The following is a 16,246-nucleotide window of genomic DNA, read 5'->3' as shown; positions in this document are numbered from 1 at the left end:
CTTTCCCGGAACGGCGGTACCGGGTACCAGTATTCAGACTGCGCGCGCCGGGGTGCAACAACCCCAGGTCAGGCGCGCAGATCGATCTGCTGCAGCTTCACGGCGCTGCTGATCGGCTGGTCGGGGTCGATCACCACACCGACGAGTTCCCCGGTGCCGTTCACCGCGCCCATCATGATCGTCGTCATATGCGCGACGAACTTGTCCATCGGCATGCGGCGCACACCCTCGTCGGTGGCGCCCAGCCACCAGTCGGTGGCCGCGGCCGCGGTTCCGAACAGCGCGAAGGCGGCCAGCTCGAACACCTCGGGGTCCAGATGCATGTCCTCGAGCTCGCCGCTGACCATCTCGGCGATGGCCAGGGTGATGTCGCGGCCGCGGTTGACCGTGCTCATCGCCGCCGACGACTGGTCGGCGAACCGGCCCTGCAGCAGGAAGCGGACGACATTGGGGTGCTGGTCAACCAGCTCGACATAGTGCTCGACGGCCCGGCCGATGATCTGGCGGGCGGAATCCTTCTCGATGTCGATCGACGGGATGACCGCAGCCCACAGCATGTCGCGCATGCGCTCGCCGATCTGGGCGAACATATCGGATTTGTCGGTGAAGTGCCGGTAGATCTTCGGCTTGGCGGTGCCGGCTTCCTCCGCGATCTCCCGGACGCTGACGTTGGGGCCGAGCCGGTCGATCGCCCGGAATGCGGCGTCGATGATCTCGGCACGCACCTTCTTGCGGTGCTCCCGCCACCGCTCACTGCGCGCATCGACCTTCACTCCGGGTTGCCCACCGGGCAGCGGAATGGCGGGAAGAGATGGTCTGCGCACCCACCTACTGTACCGGGCTGGCCGTCTCTGACCTGCTCCGCGCGCACCGAGTGCGATCCGCCGGCAGATCAGCTACGAATAGCTTCGGTAACATCGATCGGACACACTCCCTTTCAACGAGGCGGAAGATGACGGCCAGATACGACCTGGTCATCGCAGGTGGGGGTCCGTCTGGTTCAGCGGCCGCATGGCAGGCCGCGCAGACGGGCGCTCGGGTGATCGTCTTGGACAAGGCGGATTTCCCCCGGGACAAACCCTGTGGTGACGGATTGACCGCACGCGCGGTCAGTTATTTGCAGAAGATGGGCTTGGCTGACGAGGTGGCGAAATACCACCGGATCAACAAGGTCACGGTGTACAGCCCGAGCGCGTGGGAGCTGTCGTTTCCGCGCCGCCCCGGGATGCCCGATCACGGTCACACCGCCAGCCGCACCGACCTCGATCTGAAGCTGCTCAAGCATGCCGAGTCGGCGGGCGCCGAGGTGCGCCAGGGCGCCGAGGTCGCCGGCCCGGAGTTCGACGCCAACGGCCGGGTCGTGGGTGTCGTGCTCAAGAGCGGGGAGAAGGTGTTCGGCGACGCCGTCATCGCGGCCGACGGCGCGTACTCGCCCATCAAGCGGGCGCTCAAGCTGGATTCGCAGTACAACGGGTACTCGGCGATCGCGATCCGCTCGGAGATGCCCGCCAACCGTCCCGACGGCGACAGCATGGACATCTACCTGAAGCTGCAGTTCCAGGGTGACCAGCTGCCCGGCTACGGCTGGGTGTTCCCGATGGGCAACGGCGTGTTCAACATCGGGCTGGGTTACGTCAACAGCTACAAGAACTGGCAATCCATCAACGCCACCCAGTTCCTCGGCGAGTTCCTGCGTTCACTGCCCCGGGACTGGGAGCTGCCGCCGATCGAGGAGCTCAAGAAGAACAAGAGCGTGCGGGCGTGGCGATTGCCGATGGGCTTCACCGCGTGGCCGCCGTGGCGCCCGGGCGTGCTGTTCACCGGCGACTCTCTGGGGGCCGGCAAGCCGGCGTCCGGGGCGGGCATCTCCAAGGCGCTCGAATCCGGCTTGGCCGCGGGCGAATGCGCCATCGCGGCGCTGCAGAACGGCGGCCCCGACGACTTCACCAACTACGCGCAGCGGATGGAAGCCGCGTGGGGCCGCGAGTACCGCCGGGGCCGTTATATGCACAAGCTCATCGGATACCCGAAGGTCGCCGACGCCGGCATCAAGCTGATCGACAATGCGGCGTTCCGGGACCGGTTGCTCAAGTCGCTGTACAAGAAGGCACAGGGTCCCGACCACCACAAGGTGTGAACGCGTACTGCAGGTGCTCGTCGACGGCCGTGAACCCGATCCGCTGGTAGACGCGGTTGGCGACCGAGTTGGCCGCGTCGGCGAACAGCACGACCTCGTCGGCACCCCGCTGGTGGGCATGCCGGGCGGCCGCGGCGGTCACCGCCGCGGCATAGCCGTGCCCGCGGTGCTCCGGCGGCGTGTAGACGGGGCCGATGCGGGACACGCCCGCCAGCGGGGCGTGCACGCGCGCCATGCTGACGGGAGCCAATCCGGCGGTCCACACCACGATGTCCCCGTCGGCGACGGCGATCTCGTCCAGGTAGGCCCGTCGTGCAGTTCGGTCGGATGGCAAGCCGAACGCCTCGACGAAGAACGCGTCGAGCCAGTCGACGAGCAATTCCACCTCGCGGCCGACCGCGAGCCGGCTCTCCCCCGCAACCCCGGTCGGCGCCGCGAGGTCGACCAGCCGGTACAGCGGCTCCACGTCGGTCAGCTCGGCTGCGGCCCCCGTGAGCGCACTCCACGCCGTCACGAACGCCGTGGAGCTGCACCGCGTTCCACGGACGGCGGGCAGGTGCGGATGATCTGCAGCCAGTGCCGCGGCGACATCGGTGGCGTGCGCCGGGGCCAGTCCACTGGTGAGCAGCGCGGCGTTGCTCACCTGTACCGCCGCGCCGATCGCGGCGTCGCCGTCGGCGACCGACAGCAGAATCCGCGAACCATCGGCGGCGGGCAGCCGGAGGGTGGTCAGCTCGACCGTGTAGGCCACCGGGTCGGGGCGATACACCACATCGACGACCGCACCGAACTCGCGCTCGGACGGATGGAGTCGAACCTTCATACCTACGAGAGTGGCGACGGAAGCTGGCAATCGCCAGCGAATATTCGCCCGGTGTGGGGCGGAGTCGAGGCGATGCGGGCCGCCGACGGCTGAGCGCGTGGCACCCTACTGACGCTCGCGCAATTTTGCCCAAACGGAAGCCCCCGCCCGGGTAAGGCCCGCCCACGGCGCATACCATCGACCAGAGTTCAGTCACCTGTTGGTTGCTGACTGGTCACTCGTAGCGAAGGTTGCGGGCAGCCAACTCGCCGAAACGAGAGCGGGGTCGTGGTAGGGGTTCTTCGCAGCTGTCGGGTGTTCGCACGAGGTGTCGCCACATGGTGGCGCGAACCCGTGGACTACCCCGGACAGGTGCAGTACTTCGCGCGCCGCTCGCTGGCCAGCGCGATACGCATGCTGATCGGGACCGGTTCAGGTCTGATGGCGCTCATAGCGCTGGCCGTGCTGCTGCCCGGCGCCGGACGGACTTCGTCCTCGGCGCACGTCGCCCTCGGGCTGTTCGTGGCGCTGGCGAGTGGGTGGGCCGTCGTATGGTGCACCCGCGCATGGCCTTCGCAACGCATGTCACGGGCGTTCGTCCTCTCCGCGGACCTCGGCATCACCATGGTCGCCCTCGTCGGCCCCACCTGGTCCTCCGGGCTGTTCGCGCTCAACTGCTTCGCGCTCGTCTCCGCGTACTTGTCGTTCTTCGACGGAGCGAAGGCACTCACCCTGCACACCGCACTGATCCTCGCCGCGACGACCTCCTTCATCACCCAGCTCTCCGTCGACGACCACCTGACCAGAGCGAGCCTGGCCGCCACCATCCTCGGCGCCGCGCTACCCACAATCCTGACGCCGCTGGGCATCCAACTCGGCATCTGCACATTGCGGAGAGATGCCAACGAATCGGTCACGGACCCGCTGACCGGGCTTCTCAACCGTCGCGGCCTCCACCTGCACTTCGCAGGACTGCTGATCATGAATCACAGCGCGGCGGCTGCCCTCACCGTGATCGTCGTCGACCTGGACCGGTTCAAGGACATCAACGACACGTATGGCCACGCCACCGGCGACGAGGTGCTGATCCGATGCGCCCGGCGCATCGTGGCAACGGTCGACAACGGCTCGGCGCTGGTAGCCCGGATCGGCGGTGAGGAGTTCGTCGTCGTTCACCTTGCCGACCCGTACCTGGCCGACGAATTACCCGAGCGGATCAGACACGCCATCGCCGCTTCTGGCGAATACCCCTGTGTCACGGCGAGCCTCGGTGTCGCCAACGTGGCCCACGAGTACCTTCCGGCTCCGGACGCGGATCCGGCCGTCGTGCTGGATGACGCCATCGCGCGCGCCGACGAGGCGATGTTCGATGCGAAACGTGTCGGCGGCAACGCAATCCGTCAGATCTGAGCACGCTTCACGCCGCGCCCTCACTGACTGTGCGTGATCTGGTCGGCGAATGCCGCACCGGCATCGCCGTTGAGCTTGGCCGCGTCGAAGCCGTAGGCCACCTCGTCACCGCGGATCGCACGCAGCGGATCCTCGAAGTCCCGGAAGTAGCCCATCGCCCACGCACCCTCCTGATAGCCGATCAGTTTCAGCAGATCGTCGTCGAGTGTGCGCGCGACTTCGTGTGGTACCGAAAGGAATTGGTTCTCCTCCTGACGCACCCAGCCGACGCAGTAGTTGATGTTGATGGCACGGCGGACCCGGTCGCTGCGGTTGGCGGCACCGCTGTGCACGATCTTGCCGGAATACAGCAGCACCGACCCGCGCGACATCTCGGCTTGTACGCACTCGACGTCGGCGTAGTCGGTCGGCTTCTTGTCGCCGACCTGACTTCCCGGTACCACCCGGGTCGCACCCATCTCCGCGGTGTAGTCCGTCATCGCCCACAGCGTGTTGCACTGGACGTGATAGTCATCGGGAAACGGGTAGAAATCGAAGGCATTCTGGTCGCGATGCAACGCCTGGTCCGACTCCCCCGGTTCGATCGAGATCACCTGGGTCAGCATCAACTGAAAAGCGCTCGCGTGTCCCAGGAAGTCCTTGCACACACCGAGAATGGTCGGATCCTGGACCAGCGTGCGGCAGGCCGGCGAGCGCGCGATCAGCGCTCCGGTACGCCGCGTGTTGCGGCCGATCATCGCGTTGTAGCCCATCGGTGTCGCGTCGAGGTAGGGCGCCAGTTCGGCACCGATGGTGTCCATCAACGAGTCCGGAACCAGATCGTCGACGATGACATAGCCGTCGCGGCGCAGATGGCCGGCGAGGTCGGTCGCTGACGTGGTGGCCGGAACATGGTTCAGCACGGTCATGGCTGCAAGTATTTCCGAGCATGTGTGTTGACCAGGTAAAACCGCGTCACGCGGCAGTTACGGCCGGACGTCGCACCGACTGTGGGTGCTACGCACGCGAAACCGTCCGCGGACGTACACAACCCCCACACTCGCGGGCTCAGTGCCGCCCGCGCTTGGTCGGCCCCGGCTTGCGGGCCACCTTGCCCGCGGCCGCCCGGGCGGCCTGTTTGGCCAGCGTCTTCTCGCGTGCGGTGCGTTTCGGCGCCGGCTCGGCCTGCCCCCGCGAGGAACCGGGTCTGCGGCCGCGGACGATCCCGGTGAACTCCTCGATCAGCGCCGACTGCGGGCCTTCCGGGAAGGCAAGCCCCACAGGGCAGGTGGGCGCGTCGGTGATCGGGCGGTACGTGAGGTCCTTGCGGTGATACAGCCGGGCCAGCGATTGCGGAACGATGAGTGCACCGAGTCCCGCAGCGACGAGTTCTATTGCGTCCTCAGTGGTTTCGGGTCGATGCTCGATCGGTGTGCCAGGAGCGCCCGCCCAGGCGACGACATCGTCGAGTGGGAGCAGCGTCGGCTCTCCGTCGAGGTCCGCGGCGGCGATCTCGTCGGCCGCGGTGAGAAGGTGATCGGCCGGTACCACCGCCACCGTCATCTCCTCGTAGAGCGGGATGACGGCCAGCCCAGCGGTATCGGCCGTCGTCCGGAGCACCGCCAGGTCGACGGCGCCGCCCCGCACTTCGGCGGCCGCGTCTGCGGCGGCAACGGCGCGCAGGTGCAGCGTCACCTCGGGATGGCGCTCCGCCCAGATCTTGGCCCACTTCGCGGGCGTCCCGCCGGGCACATACCCGAGGGTGAGGGACAGCGGGGTCACCGCCTCAGGCTACCGATAAGCGGCTACGGATAAGCTCTGTGCCATGAGCAGGCCGAACGCGCAATCCATGAAACCCGCCACCGCGGCGAAGAAGCTGGACGTGTACCTGCCCGCCACGCCTGCGGAGTTCCAGGAGAACCCGATCACCCGCACCGAACTCGCCGCCCTGCAGGCGGATCCGCCGCAGTGGCTCAAAGACCTCCGCAAGAACGGACCACACCCGAAGAACCTCGTCGCAGCCAAGCTCAGCGTCTCGATCGCCGGCCTCGCCCGCGGCGGCGTCGAGGATGCGCTCACCACCGAGCAGATCGATGCGTTGCTCGCCGAGAAGCCGGACTGGCTGGTCGCCGAACAGGAGAGCTACCAGAACGTGCTGCGCGAGGAACGGCGTCTGAAGGCGTTGCGTGCCGAGCAGGCCCGCGACAACTGATTCGACGTCGGCGGTACTGAACCAACCGATCTGCTCGCCGAGATAGGTTGCCAGCTAGGGTTTCTACATCGCGCGGGATCCCGGTGACGGACCGGAGGACCGAGACCGTCCGGGCAACGAGGAGTCGGTGTGAACTGGCAGCACTTCGAGCCGTTCCTGGTGGCGCTGGCCATCGGGCTGTTGCTCGGCCTGGAGCGGGAACGCAGCCACACCCGCGATCTGCCCGCCGGCTCACGCTCGTTCGCATTGTTGTCTCTGGCCGGGGCGATCGCCTCCGGTATCGACGCCAGGGTGGTGGCGGCCGGCGCGATCGGCGTCGCGGTGCTGCTGGCCGTCGCCTACCGTCGTACCAGGGCCGACGACCCGGGAACCACCACCGTGATCGCCGGTCTCGTCGCCTACCTGCTGGGCGCACTCGCCTACACTCGCCCAGCCGAGGCGGTGGCGCTCGCCGTGGTGGTCGCGGTGTTGCTGGTGTCGAAGGCCCGCATTCACCGCTTCGCCCGAGAGATCGTCAGCGAGGTGGAACTCGAGGACGCGATCAAGTTCTTCGTGGTGGCCTTCGTGATTCTGCCCCTGCTGCCCGACCAGGCGATCGGGCCCTACGGCGTGCTCAACCCGTCGAGAATCTGGCTGCTGGTGGTGCTGCTGACCGGCATCGGCTGGCTCGGGTACATCGGCGTTCGGGCGCTCGGCCCACAACGCGGCCTGCTTGTCACGGGCCTGGCCGGTGGGTTCGTCTCGGCCAGCGCAACGACTGCGTCGATGGGCCGGCTCAGCAAGACCGAGACGGGCCTGCGCGCCGCGCTGGCCAGCGCGCTGGTGGCCAGCCTGGCCACCTTCGTACAGTTGCTCCTGGTGATCGGCGTGGTCGACATCGAGGTGTTGCGCCTCTTGTGGCCCCCCGTGCTGGCGGGCGCTCTCGTCCTTGTCGGCGTTGCCGCGTTCGTGTACCGCGGTGGCACTCGGCCCGACCACACCACAGCCGAGGATCAGGACACCCCTGACGAGCCCACCATGCGGCCGTTCGCACTGCGGCCGGCACTGGCGCTGGCCACCGTGCTGACGCTGGCATTGCTCGTCAGCCGGTGGGCGGCTGACATGCTCGGCCCCAACGGGCTCGTGCTCGCGACCTTCGCCGCGGGTTTGGCCGACGCGCACGCCGGCGCGGTCGCAGCCGCCAGCCTGGCCGCCAAGGGCGATGTCACGGTCGACGCCGCGTTGATCGGCGTCGCCGCCGCACTGGGATCCAACCTTCTGGTGAAGGTCATCCTGGCGTTCGCGTCAGGCGGTCGGCGGTTCGGGTTGGCGTTCCTCGCCGCGATGGCCGCCCCCGCGGTGGTGTTCGGTGTCGCGCTGACGTTGGTCGTGACATTGGGTTGAGGCGCCCGGCGGGGCCGGATCGATCACGATCCGACCCCGCCGAGCGCTGCTGAGAGGTGTGCCCCGTGCCCACCCTCGTCGTCACGGATCTGCACATGGTGATGTGTTGTGCGCCTTGCCCTGTCAGCGGTGCACGATGCGGAGCTTGCGTTGTGACGAGGGATTCGAACCCTCGGCGCTGCCCTGCGCGCACCAGAAGACCGGCGGACCCGCCGGTTGGGGGCGTGCACGCCTCCGTGTCGACTACCTGCTTCACCTCACTGATCGAGAAGATCGACTTCCCAGTTCTTCTGCTGAATCCGCACATCGAGCTCGCGCAGATCCCGTGCGGTGGCGTCGGCTCGGGCCCGCAGCTCAGCCACGGGCAACGCCGCGAGCATCTTCAGTTCCGACCGCAGCTGCCGGGCGTAACCCTGCTGCTTACCGCTGCCGGCCGCGGCGTCGGCGGCCGTGGACAGCAGGTGCCGCCGCCACCGCAGCGCATCACGACGGCCCAACGCATCGGTCAAGGTGCCGTCGGATCCCATTTCGGTGGCCGCGTTGGTGCGGTTGATCGCCTGGATCAGGTTCTGCCAATCGTTCACGGCCGCTTCGGCTTCGATCAGCAGCGCCGCCGCATCCTCGGCGGGCTCCTCACCCTCCTGGAAGCGGGCATTGTCGGCGATGCGGGTGCGCAGCGCCTCCAGATGCCGCAGCGTCGCGCTACGTAGCGACAACGCCTCAGCCAACTTCATGATCGTCCTGCCTCCTTTCGTGGATACGCCTGGCTTTCTCCGTCCAACATCGTTGAGCCGCAGCGGCGCTCACCCATGATGAGCGTCGGGTGTCTGGCGGGCAACATATTTTCTGATCGGTGCCACCAGACGCAGCCACCTGTGCGCGTGCACCCGAAGTGTCGAGAATTCAGTGTCCGACACACCCTCAACTCTCCCTTATGCTGCGCAGTGGGGAGAACACGAATACAGGGGGAATCCATGTCAGAACCTTTTGCGCCGACGAACCAGCAGGCGAATCCGTACGCGTCCTACCCGCCGCCTCCCGAGGTACCGACCTTTCAGGTCACCACGATGAGTCACGTCGGCGCGTTGATCTTCTGGTTCAACCAACGTCGCACCGTTCAGGGCAGCTACGCCCAATGTGATTCCGCGCTGCGGTCGGCCCAGACCCAGAACCTGATATTCGGCTGGTGGAGCTTCTTCTCGATTCTGATCCTGAATTGGGTGACGCTCTTACATAATTCGAACGCACGCAAACGGCTGAACCGAGACGCACAGCAGGCACGGGAGTACGCCCTCTGGTGGCACACCTATGTCGGCACGAATCAGCGTTAGACCATGCCCGAAACTCAGGGCACACCCCCGGGATGGTTCTCCGATCCGCTCTCCGGCGGCCTGCGATGGTGGGACGGCCGGCAATGGACCGAGCACCGTCAACCGGCCGCTTACGCGCAGAGCGCTCCGGTATCGACCGGCGCCCAGGCGCCGTGGTTCGCTGAGGTCCAAGCGGCTCAAGCGGCACACAAGCGACGCACCCGCTGGATGGCTTTGATCGCCGCCGTGATCCTGGTGGCAGGCGGGATCGGTTGGTACTTCCTGGCCCAGAACTACACCTCTCCTGATTGGTATCAGGAGGGCTATGACATCGGCTACCACACCCCCTTGGTGGGGTCGTCAGTGGACGGCGCCTGCGACTTGGCATTGCTCGGAAAGATCAAGCTCGGCGACAATCCCCGGTTGCGGCGCAACCGCGAACTCAGACGCGGATGCGTGCAGGGCGTGCTGGATTACGCCAGGGAACACAAACCACTCCCCACGCTGAAGTAGTGAGCAGATGATCGCCCGCAACGCGGGTGAGTGCGGTGCACGCGCCGCTGCGGCGTTGTCGCCGAAATAGGCGCAGGCCAGGAGAAAAGTCTCTCCTGGCCTGCGGCCTCAACGCATCCGCGTCACAGCATGCAGCTGACGCAACCCTCGACTTCGGTTCCCTCCAAAGCCATCTGGCGCAGCCGGATGTAGTACAGCGTCTTGATGCCCTTACGCCACGCGTAGATCTGCGCCTTGTTCACCTCGCGGGTGTCCGCGGTGTCCTTGAAGAACAGCGTCAGGCTCAGCCCCTGGTCCACATGCTGGGTGGCCGCGGCGTAGGTGTCGATGATCTTCTCGTAGCCGATCTCATACGCGTCCTGGTAGTAGTCCAGGTTGTCGTTGGTCAGATACGGCGCCGGGTAGTACACCCGACCGATCTTGCCTTCCTTGCGGATCTCGATCTTGCTCGCCACCGGGTGGATCGAGCTGGTCGAGTGGTTGATGTAGCTGATCGAACCGGTCGGCGGGACGGCCTGCAGGTTCTGGTTGTAGATGCCGTGCTTCTGCACCGACTCCTTGAGCAGCTTCCAGTCATCCTGGGTCGGGATGTGGATCTCGGCGTCGGCAAAGAGCTGACGCACCTTGTCGGTGGCCGGCTCCCACACCTGGTCGGTGTACTTGTCGAAGAACTCACCCGAGGCGTACTTCGACTGCTCGAACCCGCCGAAGCGCGTACCCCGTTCGATCGCAATGAGATTCGAGGCGCGCAGCGCGTGGTAGAGCACCGTGTAGAAGTAGATGTTGGTGAAGTCCACGCCCTCTTCGGAGCCGTAGTGGATCCGCTCCCGCGCCAGATAGCCGTGCAGGTTCATCTGCCCCAGGCCGATGGCGTGCGAGCTGTTGTTGCCCTGCTCGATGGACGGCACCGACCAGATGTGGGTCTGGTCGCTCACCGCGGTGAGCGCCCGGATGGACACCTCGATGGTCTGGGCGAAGTCCGGTGAATCCATCGCCTTGGCGATGTTCAGCGAACCCAGGTTGCACGAGATGTCCTTGCCCACCTTGGCGTAGGACAGATCCTCGTTGAACTCCGAGGGCGTGGACACCTGCAGGATCTCCGAGCACAGGTTGCTGTGGGTGATCTTGCCGGCGATGGGGTTGGCCCGGTTCACCGTGTCCTCGTACATGATGTACGGGTAGCCGGATTCGAACTGCAGCTCGGCCAGTGTCTGGAAGAACTCACGCGCCTTGATCTTGGTCTTACGGATCCGCGCGTCATCGACCATCTCGTAGTACTTCTCGGTGACCGAGATATCGGCGAACGCGACACCGTAGACCTTCTCGACGTCATACGGCGAGAAGAGGTACATGTCCTCGTTCTTCTTGGCCAGCTCGAAGGTGATGTCCGGGATCACCACGCCCAGCGAGAGCGTCTTGATCCGGATCTTCTCGTCGGCGTTCTCGCGCTTGGTGTCGAGGAACCGGTAGATGTCGGGATGATGCGCGTGCAGGTACACCGCACCGGCACCCTGGCGGGCGCCGAGCTGGTTGGCGTAGGAAAACGAGTCCTCCAGCAGCTTCATGATCGGGATGACGCCCGAGCTCTGGTTCTCGATGTTCTTGATCGGCGCGCCGTGCTCCCGAATGTTGGTGAGCAGCAACGCGACTCCACCGCCACGCTTGGACAGCTGCAGCGCCGAGTTGATGGAGCGCCCGATGGACTCCATGTTGTCCTCGATGCGCAGCAGGAAGCAGGACACCGGTTCGCCGCGCTGCTTCTTGCCCGAATTGAGGAAGGTCGGGGTGGCCGGCTGGAACCGGCCGTCGATGATCTCGTCGACCAGCTTCTCGGCCAGCTCGGTGTCCCCGGCGGCCAGCGTCAGCGCCACCATGACCACCCGGTCCTCGAAGCGCTCCAGGTAGCGCTTCCCGTCGAAGGTCTTCAGCGTGTAGGACGTGTAGTACTTGAACGCCCCCAGGAAGGTCGGGAAGCGGAACTTCTTGGCGAAGGCACGGTCCAGCAGCGACTTCACGAAGTTACGGGAGTACTGGTCGAGCACCTCGCGCTCGTAGTACTCCTTCTCGATCAGGTAGTCGAGCTTCTCGTCCTGCGAGTGGAAGAACACCGTGTTCTGGTTGACGTGCTGCAGGAAATACTCCCGCGCGGCCAGCACATCCTTGTCGAACTGGATGTTGCCGTTTTTGTCGTACAGGTTGAGCATCGCGTTGAGCGCGTGGTAGTCCGTCTCCCCCGGGAGCGCATGCGCGCCGGTGGTTACAGGCTCTGCAGCTGTGACGGTTGGTGGCACGTCTGTTCCTTCCAGAAATCTTGCAATCCCGCACGGACGGCATCCACGTCGTCCGGAGTTCCCATGAGTTCAAAGCGGTAGAGGTAGGGCACTCCGCACTTGGCGGAGACCACTTTGCCCGCGTAGGCGAATTCCTCACCGAAGTTGGTGTTGCCCGCAGCGATGACGCCTCGGATCAACGACCTGTTGTGCTCGTCGTTCAGAAAAGCGATGACCTGTTTGGGGACGTAGCCACCATTGCTGACATCGGGTGTCGCACGCCCCCCTCCGTAGGTGGGCAGTACCAGCACGTAGGGCTCATCGACCTGGATCCGCCCTTTGAGCGGGATCCGGGTCGCCGGGATGCCCAGCTTCTCGACGAAGCGGTGGGTGTTCTCGGAGACGCTGGAGAAATAGACCAAGCTGGTCATCCGTCAACCCCCCTCCCGGTGTATCAGCGGTGACTAAGCGCTGACAGCCGCCGCGCTCAGCGCCTTGATGCGGTCCGGACGGAAGCCCGACCAGTGCTCGTTGCCGGCCACGACGACCGGGGCCTGCAGGTAGCCCAGAGCCATCACGTAGTCACGGGCCTCGGGGTCAACGCTGATATCGATCACGTCGTAGGCGACACCGGCCTTGTCGAGGGCCTTGTAGGTGGCGTTGCACTGCACGCACGCCGGCTTGGTGTACACGGTGACCTTCATCTGCGTGGCTCCTCTGCGAATGGGACGGGCAACTTAGTTGTTAAAGCGTTCCTGCGGACCCGGCCATTCCGGTTCGCAAGGCCCCGATTCCAGCGGATTCCATCCGGTCGATCGTCGGTTCCGGGGCCCCGGCCGACCCGTACTGCTTGGGGTCTGTCGGTTCGCCAAACACTACACCTAGTGTCCGACAAACCGAACAGATACCAGATGTTCTGAACAACATTCATGAAATTCCCTGGTCGTAAGCCCTGCCGAGCGCGACACGCCCGGCGTGTCGCACGTCACATCCGGGGTGTGTCGGGTCACCACCTCGGTCTATCACCAGGCACCGACAAGTCCGGCACACCTCGACCGGGCAGCAAAAGGGTGCGGAGCCTCACACCATCGCCGACGCCACCGCGATATGGCCGTCGAAATCACACGCTCGGGCGAGCGCCAGATAGCCCGCCGTCCAGCGCCGGTACCCGTCCTGGTCACCCTCGGCCCTCGCGAGCAGAGCCCGCAGTCGGCGCAGCGTCACCTCGTGCAGGACGAACCCGGAGTCCACCGGATCCCCGTCGAGCCGCGCGATGGCCGCCCGGGCAGCCTCGAGATCGCCGGGAGCGCCGCGGCCGAGCAATGCCTCGATCAGCACGCTGGTGGCCGGACCACGCCACACCACCGAGCCGAGGGCGAACAGTTCGTCCACCGTGGCCGACGCGAGCGCGACCGCGCCGTCCACCTCACCGAGCGTGTACCGCAGATGCGCGAGATGGATGTCGGCGATCAGGACGATCGACGAGTTGCCGCACCCCAGCAGCGCAGCCTCGCGAGCTCGACGCAGGTGCTCATACCCCGCATCGCGCTCAGCGCCGTCCCGGGCCACCAGCACGATCCCCCGCGCCAGATGTGCGTGCACCACCGTGAAATCGTCACCGGATCGTTCAGCCACAGCCAGTGCCGACGCCGTGTCGCGCAGCGCATCAGGACCGGACTGCAGCGCACCCAGACCGATCTGCGCGTACTTGTGCAGATTGGTGACCACATACATCAGCGGATCGAGCTCGCGCGCCGTGTCGATGGCACGGTCGAGATCGGCCTTCCATCCCGGCAGGCCCAGCGACATCCCGGCGACGCCCCGTAACGCCATCGCCAGCGCTCGCGGCGAGCTCACGAACTTCATGCCCTCGGCCGTGTCGGTGTCGTGGTCGATGACGCGCTGCGCCACCGCGAGGACGTCGCGCACTTCCCCGGTCTCCCACTTGGCCGCCAGAATGCCGAACGACGCCGCCACCGCCAGAGCGTCGTCGTCGATGTTCTCAAGCAACCGCTGCAGTTCGGAGGCGAGCTCGGAGGCCACCCGAGGATGATTGTGCATGGTCAGGGCCATCATGTAGCCCGACATCCCGATGGCCAACGATCGCCGGTCACCGTGCTCGGCACACAGGCTGCGGAGCTCGTCGAAGTTCTGCTCCGCCTCCGCAAGTCCGATGCGCCAGGCAGTGCCACACAACGCCGTCCCGACGTCGATCAGCATCGCCAGCCGATCCGGGGTGTCGACCGGAAGTCGCCCCGCCAACCGCCCGGCACGTCGCCAACTGACCCGGGCGGCATCGATATCGCGCAGCGCCAACCGGTTTCCGGCCCGCATCTGCCAGCCGAATGCGGCGGCCAGGTCGCCGGCGCCCTCGTGGTGCGTGGCGATCAACGCAGCATTCGCATCCGGGGTGCCGGGCCCGTCCCGCTCGATCGTCGCGGCCAGCTGACGGTGCAGTCGGGCACGCTCCGAACGCAACTGCGACTCATAGGCGACCGTCCGGATCAACGGATGACGGAAGCCGTATTCGACACCGCCGTCGCAATCCAACTTCTCGATCATGTCGGCTTCGAGCAATTCCTCGACACACAACCGTTCGACCAGCCCGGCCAGCAGGTCGCCGGAGAATCGCGTCCCGATGACCGCCGCCGCGTTCAGTGCGTCCTTGGGCGCATCGCCGAGCCTGTCGATGCGCGCGGCGATGGTGGCCTGCAACGTCGGGGGCACACCCGTCACGGTGGCATTGTCACCGGCCACGAACGATCCCGGACTGCCCTGCAGGACACCGCGTTCGGCGAGATCGCGCACGATCTCCTCGGCGAAGAAGGGATTACCCGCCGCGTGCTCGGCGATCTCGGCGGCCAGCGATCGCACCGACGGATCGGTACCGACGAGTTCGCCGATCAGTACCGATGCCTGCGAATCATCCAGCGGACCAAGCATGATCGCGTCAAGCGAGGTGATCTGGACCAGCTTGCCGTGATACTCGGGCCGATAGGTGATCAACACCATCGAGCCGGTGAGCGCCGACAGGAAGTCGGCGATGGTCGACTCACTGGCTTCGTCCATCCAGTGTGCATCCTCGACGACGTACACATCCGGGGCGCTCCGGGCGGCTGACGCACAGGTCAGCAGTGCCGATACGCGTCGCCTGCGCGCATCGGGATCGATGACGGGCACGTCGATCCCGGGTTCGGAGATGCCCAGCAGGTCGTCCAGCAGCACCAGGTCGGCCGGATCCGCGCCGGGAAGCTGTCTGCGGACGTGGTCGCGCGCGGCATGGCCCTGCAGGTTCGCCACCCCGGTGAGGCTGCGGAACAGTCGCGCCGCCGCGTGGAACGGAACATCGCGGGCATGCGATTCGCAGACCGTGGACACCACACCGACACCGCGGGCCGCGCCCAGCCTGAGCACCTCGGCCACCAGCCGGCTCTTACCGATGCCCGGTGCGCCGACCACGCCCACGACGGTGCCCGCACCGGCCAGCGCCGAATCCAGCCGGCTGCTCAACGCGCGTACCTCCGCCTCGCGCCCCACCAGCACGGACTGCGATCGCACGCCGGCCGCGACGCTGGTCGCGGCGGACAGCAGCCGTCGCGCCGGCACCGGCACCTCGGAGTTCTTGACACGCAACTGCTCTGGTGCGCCCAGTTCGACGATGCCCTCGACGAGGTGCGCCGTCGAGCCGCTGAGCAGCACGCCGCCAGGTGGGGCCGCTGCCTCCATCCGTTGCGCCATCCCCACGTGGGCGCCGATGACGGTGTAGTTACCCGGACCGGCACCGATATCGCCGGTGATCACCTGCCCGGAGTTCAGTCCCACCCGCAGTTTCAGCCGGACGGCATCACGCCTGTGCAGTTCGGCGGCCAGCGCGGCGGCCTCCGTCTGTAGGTCCAGCGCAGCCAGGCAGGCCCGGACGGCGTGGTCCTCGAGGGCGATCGGTGCGCCGAAGGTGGCCATGATGCCGTCTCCGGTGAAGTCGACCGAACCACCGAAATGCTGGACGACACAACGTGATCGACGGAACAGCTCGCTCATCACCTCGCGCAGGCGTTCGGTGCCCAGTGCCGCCGCCAGGTCCATCGACCGGACCACATCGGCGAACAACACGGTGACCTGTTTGAACTCGGGGTGATGAAACACCGGGGTGATCGGGGTGCCGCAGGCGTCACAGAATCTCGCGCCCGCACGCGGCGCGGTCCCGCACTGCGCACAGGCCGCGCCCACCCC

15 protein-coding genes are annotated in these 16,246 nt (G+C 66.3%); 6 read left to right on the top strand and 9 right to left on the bottom strand.

Going from position 1 to position 16,246, the window contains the following annotated elements:
• Nucleotides 1–68 precede the first annotated feature (68 nt).
• On the bottom strand, nucleotides 69–824 hold the full coding sequence (locus FHU31_RS10845; protein WP_167158161.1) for a TetR/AcrR family transcriptional regulator: 756 nt from the start codon (nucleotides 822–824) through the stop codon (nucleotides 69–71).
• Nucleotides 825–952: 128 nt separating this feature from the next.
• Between FHU31_RS10845 and FHU31_RS10840 the strand changes: the two genes are divergently transcribed.
• Nucleotides 953–2,137 (top strand): geranylgeranyl reductase family protein, encoded by a 1,185-nt coding sequence (locus FHU31_RS10840; RefSeq protein WP_167158159.1) that lies wholly within the window; start codon nucleotides 953–955, stop codon nucleotides 2,135–2,137.
• Here FHU31_RS10840 and FHU31_RS10835 read toward each other — a convergent pair.
• Nucleotides 2,088–2,960 (bottom strand): GNAT family N-acetyltransferase, encoded by an 873-nt coding sequence (locus tag FHU31_RS10835; protein WP_167158157.1) that lies wholly within the window; start codon nucleotides 2,958–2,960, stop codon nucleotides 2,088–2,090. The two genes, FHU31_RS10840 and FHU31_RS10835, sit on opposite strands and share 50 nt — an antisense overlap.
• 333 nt (nucleotides 2,961–3,293) lie before the next feature.
• Between FHU31_RS10835 and FHU31_RS10830 the strand changes: the two genes are divergently transcribed.
• A complete protein-coding gene (locus FHU31_RS10830; protein WP_263988036.1) occupies nucleotides 3,294–4,349 on the top strand; it encodes a GGDEF domain-containing protein in 1,056 nt (351 codons plus the stop codon).
• A gap of 20 nt (nucleotides 4,350–4,369) precedes the next feature.
• Here FHU31_RS10830 and FHU31_RS10825 read toward each other — a convergent pair whose 3' ends face one another.
• Nucleotides 4,370–5,257 carry a phytanoyl-CoA dioxygenase family protein gene (locus FHU31_RS10825; RefSeq protein WP_167158145.1) on the bottom strand — a complete coding sequence of 296 codons (888 nt, stop codon included), beginning with the start codon at nucleotides 5,255–5,257 and terminating at the stop codon, nucleotides 4,370–4,372.
• Nucleotides 5,258–5,396: 139 nt separating this feature from the next.
• Nucleotides 5,397–6,110 (bottom strand): LysR family transcriptional regulator substrate-binding protein, encoded by a 714-nt coding sequence (locus FHU31_RS10820; protein ID WP_167158143.1) that lies wholly within the window; start codon nucleotides 6,108–6,110, stop codon nucleotides 5,397–5,399.
• Nucleotides 6,111–6,153: 43 nt separating this feature from the next.
• On the opposite strand from FHU31_RS10820, the gene FHU31_RS10815 reads away from it, so the two are divergent.
• Together FHU31_RS10815 and FHU31_RS10810 are read left to right on the top strand one after the other, a co-directional pair.
• Complete coding sequence (locus tag FHU31_RS10815; protein ID WP_167158141.1) at nucleotides 6,154–6,540, top strand: DUF5997 family protein; 387 nt, start codon at nucleotides 6,154–6,156, stop codon at nucleotides 6,538–6,540.
• A gap of 129 nt (nucleotides 6,541–6,669) precedes the next feature.
• Nucleotides 6,670–7,923, top strand: coding sequence for an MgtC/SapB family protein (locus FHU31_RS10810; RefSeq protein ID WP_167158139.1), 1,254 nt, complete (start codon nucleotides 6,670–6,672; stop codon nucleotides 7,921–7,923).
• 257 nt (nucleotides 7,924–8,180) lie between these two features.
• Here the strand turns inward: FHU31_RS10810 and FHU31_RS10805 are convergent, their stop codons facing one another.
• Entirely contained in the window at nucleotides 8,181–8,657 is a 477-nt protein-coding gene (locus FHU31_RS10805) for a DIP1984 family protein (RefSeq protein WP_090357106.1), read from the bottom strand.
• Between the two features lie 240 nt (nucleotides 8,658–8,897).
• On the opposite strand from FHU31_RS10805, the gene FHU31_RS10800 reads away from it, so the two are divergent.
• Nucleotides 8,898–9,254, top strand: a complete 357-nt coding sequence (locus tag FHU31_RS10800) for a hypothetical protein (RefSeq protein WP_167158137.1) — start codon at nucleotides 8,898–8,900, stop codon at nucleotides 9,252–9,254.
• Between the two features lie 3 nt (nucleotides 9,255–9,257).
• Complete coding sequence (locus FHU31_RS10795; RefSeq protein ID WP_167158135.1) at nucleotides 9,258–9,746, top strand: DUF2510 domain-containing protein; 489 nt, start codon at nucleotides 9,258–9,260, stop codon at nucleotides 9,744–9,746.
• Nucleotides 9,747–9,868: 122 nt separating this feature from the next.
• Here the strand turns inward: FHU31_RS10795 and nrdE are convergent, their stop codons facing one another.
• From nrdE to FHU31_RS10775, 4 genes are all read right to left on the bottom strand, one after another.
• Nucleotides 9,869–12,037: a class 1b ribonucleoside-diphosphate reductase subunit alpha gene (gene nrdE, locus FHU31_RS10790; RefSeq protein ID WP_167158133.1), complete on the bottom strand. Its 2,169-nt coding sequence runs from the start codon at nucleotides 12,035–12,037 to the stop codon at nucleotides 9,869–9,871.
• Nucleotides 12,004–12,447 carry a class Ib ribonucleoside-diphosphate reductase assembly flavoprotein NrdI gene (nrdI, locus tag FHU31_RS10785; RefSeq protein WP_167158131.1) on the bottom strand — a complete coding sequence of 148 codons (444 nt, stop codon included), beginning with the start codon at nucleotides 12,445–12,447 and terminating at the stop codon, nucleotides 12,004–12,006. The genes nrdE and nrdI overlap by 34 nt, the downstream gene beginning before the upstream one ends.
• Before the next feature lie 33 nt (nucleotides 12,448–12,480).
• On the bottom strand, nucleotides 12,481–12,720 hold the full coding sequence (gene nrdH / locus FHU31_RS10780; RefSeq protein WP_090357115.1) for a glutaredoxin-like protein NrdH: 240 nt from the start codon (nucleotides 12,718–12,720) through the stop codon (nucleotides 12,481–12,483).
• 376 nt (nucleotides 12,721–13,096) lie between these two features.
• Nucleotides 13,097–16,243 (bottom strand): ATP-binding protein, encoded by a 3,147-nt coding sequence (locus tag FHU31_RS10775; RefSeq protein ID WP_167158130.1) that lies wholly within the window; start codon nucleotides 16,241–16,243, stop codon nucleotides 13,097–13,099.
• Nucleotides 16,244–16,246: the final 3 nt, after the last annotated feature.

The organism is Mycolicibacterium fluoranthenivorans (genome assembly GCF_011758805.1).
In the GTDB taxonomy this organism is placed as follows: Bacteria; Actinomycetota; Actinomycetes; order Mycobacteriales; family Mycobacteriaceae; genus Mycobacterium; species Mycobacterium fluoranthenivorans.
Note: the sequence above shows the minus strand (reverse complement) of the source record. Positions and strands in the feature narration are given on the sequence as shown.

Bases quoted from the DNA above. Each gene is read 5' to 3' on its own strand.
- FHU31_RS10795 (WP_167158135.1), top strand. From the start codon at position 9,258: ATGCCCGAAACTCAGGGCACACCCCCGGGATGGTTCTCCGATCCGCTC.
- FHU31_RS10835 (WP_167158157.1), bottom strand. From the start codon at position 2,960: ATGAAGGTTCGACTCCATCCGTCCGAGCGCGAGTTCGGTGCGGTCGTC.
- FHU31_RS10815 (WP_167158141.1), top strand. From the start codon at position 6,154: ATGAGCAGGCCGAACGCGCAATCCATGAAACCCGCCACCGCGGCGAAG.
- FHU31_RS10840 (WP_167158159.1), top strand. From the start codon at position 953: ATGACGGCCAGATACGACCTGGTCATCGCAGGTGGGGGTCCGTCTGGT.
- nrdI (WP_167158131.1), bottom strand. From the start codon at position 12,447: ATGACCAGCTTGGTCTATTTCTCCAGCGTCTCCGAGAACACCCACCGC.
- FHU31_RS10800 (WP_167158137.1), top strand. From the start codon at position 8,898: ATGTCAGAACCTTTTGCGCCGACGAACCAGCAGGCGAATCCGTACGCG.
- FHU31_RS10825 (WP_167158145.1), bottom strand. From the start codon at position 5,257: ATGACCGTGCTGAACCATGTTCCGGCCACCACGTCAGCGACCGACCTC.
- FHU31_RS10805 (WP_090357106.1), bottom strand. From the start codon at position 8,657: ATGAAGTTGGCTGAGGCGTTGTCGCTACGTAGCGCGACGCTGCGGCAT.
- nrdH (WP_090357115.1), bottom strand. From the start codon at position 12,720: ATGAAGGTCACCGTGTACACCAAGCCGGCGTGCGTGCAGTGCAACGCC.